This window comes from Selenomonas sp. oral taxon 149 str. 67H29BP, from assembly GCF_000146365.1.
Classification (GTDB): domain Bacteria; phylum Bacillota; class Negativicutes; order Selenomonadales; family Selenomonadaceae; genus Centipeda; species Centipeda felix.
Genome location: NZ_GL397087.1, coordinates 505,806 through 509,529, shown reverse-complemented (window position 1 = coordinate 509,529; position 3,724 = coordinate 505,806). Strand labels below are relative to the sequence as shown.

At 52.3% G+C, this 3,724-nt stretch carries 4 protein-coding genes; all 4 read left to right on the top strand.

Going from position 1 to position 3,724, the window contains the following annotated elements; all coding sequences use genetic code 11:
- Positions 1 to 1,936: hypothetical protein (locus HMPREF9166_RS02535; RefSeq protein ID WP_175279223.1), on the top strand; the 1,936-nt coding region annotated here is incomplete at its 5' end.
- A 324-nt stretch (positions 1,937 to 2,260) separates the two neighbouring features.
- Positions 2,261 to 2,632: a hypothetical protein gene (locus tag HMPREF9166_RS02525; protein WP_009442476.1), complete on the top strand. Its 372-nt coding sequence runs from the start codon at positions 2,261 to 2,263 to the stop codon at positions 2,630 to 2,632.
- A gap of 303 nt (positions 2,633 to 2,935) precedes the next feature.
- Positions 2,936 to 3,214 (top strand): hypothetical protein, encoded by a 279-nt coding sequence (locus HMPREF9166_RS02520; protein ID WP_009442475.1) that lies wholly within the window; start codon positions 2,936 to 2,938, stop codon positions 3,212 to 3,214.
- Positions 3,204 to 3,665, top strand: coding sequence for a tRNA adenosine(34) deaminase TadA (gene tadA / locus HMPREF9166_RS02515; protein ID WP_009442474.1), 462 nt, complete (start codon positions 3,204 to 3,206; stop codon positions 3,663 to 3,665). The genes HMPREF9166_RS02520 and tadA overlap by 11 nt, the downstream gene beginning before the upstream one ends.
- Positions 3,666 to 3,724: the final 59 nt, after the last annotated feature.

Here is a 3,724-nt window from a genome sequence, read left to right as displayed (position 1 = left end):
ACCGATCAACAACCTCACGGGCTACATGCCACACTTTTTCCATGAGTGGATGGTCTACGAGCAGTACAAAGACCCCGTGTCCAAGGAGATACGTTACACCTCGGTCGGCAGCGGGCGCACGCTGAATGAAGCTGTGAAGATCGGCAATACCATTGCTGAGAAGAACAAAGACCGCAACTATGTCGTTCGCCCGAAAGGGTTTGACATGGATGCGGAAAATGCTGTTGTCGTCGGCGATATGGAGTTTGCTCAGATGGCAAAGAAGCTCACAGAGAGCACGCAGATGTCACTTGCGGATGCACGGACGTTCCTGCGTGAAAGTGCGGGTGCAACCCTTAAATCCCGCCACCGTTTCTTTGGAAACATGATGAAGCGCAAGGGCGCAGAGGGCTTCGACAAAAACATCATGTGGGTACTCGCACACTACTTCAACAGCAGCGCGCGCTATATCGCCATGGAAGAGTTCAAACCCACCGCAATTAGTTTCTATGAACGATGCTTCGGTGCGTTTGACAGCGAACCAAAGAACATGACAGCGCGGTATTGTAAAGACCTCATTAACGATGTGAACGGCAACCCGCGCGGCGTGGAGGTGTGGCTCAACGATCTCATCAAAGGGACGTGGCTCGGCAAGCGAATTGCAGACAGCTACGGCGACCGCGCCGCACTTGCAGTCAACGGGGAACTCTCAACGTGGAACGCCATCACAAAGCTGGGGCTCTTTAACTTTGCTTCGATGGCGGTCAACTTCTCGCAGTTCATCAACGTAGGTGCGGCACTGAACGACTACGGCTATGCGGCAAAGGGACTGCTGCGTGCGCTGCATCCGTCGGCACTGAACGAAAAGATCATTGAGGCATCAGGGCTTCTTGAAGACATCAATCTCGCAGCAGATAACGGCGGCTACTCACAGCGGCGCGGAGGACGCGCAGGGACTGTGTACCAGAAAGCCAAGCAGTTTGGCGAGTGGACACTCACACCGTTCCAAAAAGCCGATACACTCATGCGCAAGGCGGCGGTGCTCGGTGCATACTATCAGGGGGTGGAAAAGAAGGGGATGGAGAAAGCCCCCGGCGACGAACTTTCGGCAAAGGCAATCGCCTATGCGCAGCAGATCAACGACGACGCGAACTTTGACTACTCAGCGGCAAACGCGCCGGGGATGCTTCGCGCGGGCTCTGTTATCACGCAGCAGATCTTCCAGTTCCAGAAGTACCCAATCATGCAGTTTGAGTTCATGTATAACATCCTGAAGAACGGAACGCGCGGGCAGAAAGTACGCATGCTTGTCCCGTATGTTCTTTTCTGCGGGATTGGCGGGAGCATCCCGTTCGGCGAGCTCATCAATCAGCTCTTTTCGTTCATCCTCGGAATTGCGACGGGGGACGATGAGGATATTGCACGTGACATCAAGGCAGAGATTCTGCGCTGGGCAGGGAAAGACCCCGTGAAGAAATCCGTCGCAGAGACGGCACTTTACGGCGTGCTTGCCCCGACGTTCGGGCTCGACATCTCAGGGCGTATCGGTATGAGTAATGCGTTCTCCGGCGAGTTCTACGGGCAGAAACCCGATAGCGTCTCCGGTGTTGTTGCTCAGCAGCTGGGAGGCCCGATGGCAGCGACGGCAATCAACATGCTCCATCAGGCGCATGAAGGCAATCCGATTGAGGCACTCAAAGCCGTGTCACCCGCACTTGGCAACATGGCACAGGCGTATGTTGGAGTGTCCCGCACAACGCATCACCGCGTAAATACACGCTATGATAGTGCCTATGACAAGATTGCGCATGCGCTCGGATTCCGCAGCGTGGAGGAGAGCACGAATGCTTTGTCACGAACTATGATTATGAGATGCGCACGAAGGACAAGCACACGAAACAGGATGCGATACAGTCCTATATCGACGACCCGTCCGATGCGAACCGCCGTACACTGAACGCGCTCGGCATCACCGATAGGCAGGTAAAGGAGGCAAAGATTCAGCAGGAGCGAACGGCGAAGGAACGCGCAAAGAACGGTCGCCCGAATATCAATGGGAAAAACAGATCGTCGCAGCACAAGAAGGAGGTGAAGCGAGAGACACTGCTTAGTGCAACTGATGATGAGGAGTGAGTATGACAGCCGCTGTGGGAAAGCGGCTGTTTTTTATGGGATAAGGAGAGATCGGGCAGATATGGGAAAGATAGAAAAGGGGAGGCGTGCGCCTAAGAACGTGCGCCCTTTCCATGCAGGAAAGGAGTAGTATGAAGTGGAGGTTTTTATGTTACACGTACTTCAAAAATTGCAAGATGCATGGGGTGTCAAACTGTCTGTTACCTGCGCTCTGTCTATTGCTTACGAAGAGCACGCACAGATTTTCGGTGCATTCTGTATCCTCGTATTTGCTGACCTCTTCACGAAGTGGCTGTTCCTCTCGCGTAAACGCCTGATTGAACAGGGAATTACAACGCCGACGATTTTTGCGGCTGCGTATGGAATCCGCGGGGCGATACGTGACGGCTATATCACAAGCAAGGACATGTTAAAAGGGTTCGTGCGTAAAATCCTGACCTATATCGGGATTGTCATCTCGGCGGTGGTACTTGACTTTATGCTGTGCGCGACGGTAATGTATAACGTCGCGGAGTGGTAATGGCGTAAACGACAAGAGGGACAGCGTAACGTGTGCCGTCACTCTACTTTTTTGTTGTTTACAGCTTGTCTACAAAATACCATAATTCGCCCTCTATACTGCTATTTCGTCTTTGTGTGAGAATCTCTGTGTTATTCTTGCGATATCTTGTCATTGTTGGCTTGCTGGAGCGTTACAGTGTTTGATGAATCACTCCTTTGGATGGACGAAATGCCTTTTCTGTTTAAGGTTTACATCGAAATGTCGATATTAAAGGTGAGATCGTAAATAACATCCATTCTGGAATGTAAGGAGGTGTCAGCAATGGTAGAACGAGTTGAACGTGTCATGCGCATTAAGCGCGTCCGCTTCAATAACGATGAGCTCTTTGAGCGCAGAAAAGGGTTTGAAGAGCGAGAAAAGGATGAATCCTTTTCCTCTATCTTTGAAGATGAGGTAGAAAAGAAGAAAAAGAGACAGATGAAGCAGGAGGATTCCGAGACGGCATATCATCTGGAGATCGGGCGTGCAACGCAGTCCCTGTTTTATCAGGGAAAGGCTGACATTTCCGATGCAAAGAGAAAACTGCCTCATGCCGGATGATCTTCATGGCATGCGCCTCGCCTTGGAAGAGGCGAGGCGTGCCTATCAATGCGGAGAGGTCCCCATCGGTGCAGTCATCCTCGATGATGTAGGCAGTGTCATTTCGAGCGGATACAATCTACGTGAGACGGAGCACGATGCCACAGCACATGCAGAGCTGATTGCGATCCGCCGTGCCTGTAAGGCACTAGGGCGTTGGCGACTGACGGGGATGACGCTCTATGTCACCATTGAGCCGTGTCCCATGTGTGCCGGTGCAATCGTGATGAGCCGCATCAGCCGTGTCGTCTACGGGAGCACAGACAGCAAAGCAGGGGCGTGTGAATCCCTGTTCAATATCACAGGATGTCCGGGACTGAACCATCAACCGGATGTGTGTGCCGGGGTATTGGCCGAGGAGTGTGCCGCTCTGCTCAAGAACTTCTTTCGAGAGCGGCGGAAAAGGGGTTGATTGCGTGCTTGGCAGACAAGCTGCGTAAGTTGTAAAATAAATTGACGCAAAAAGTTCCA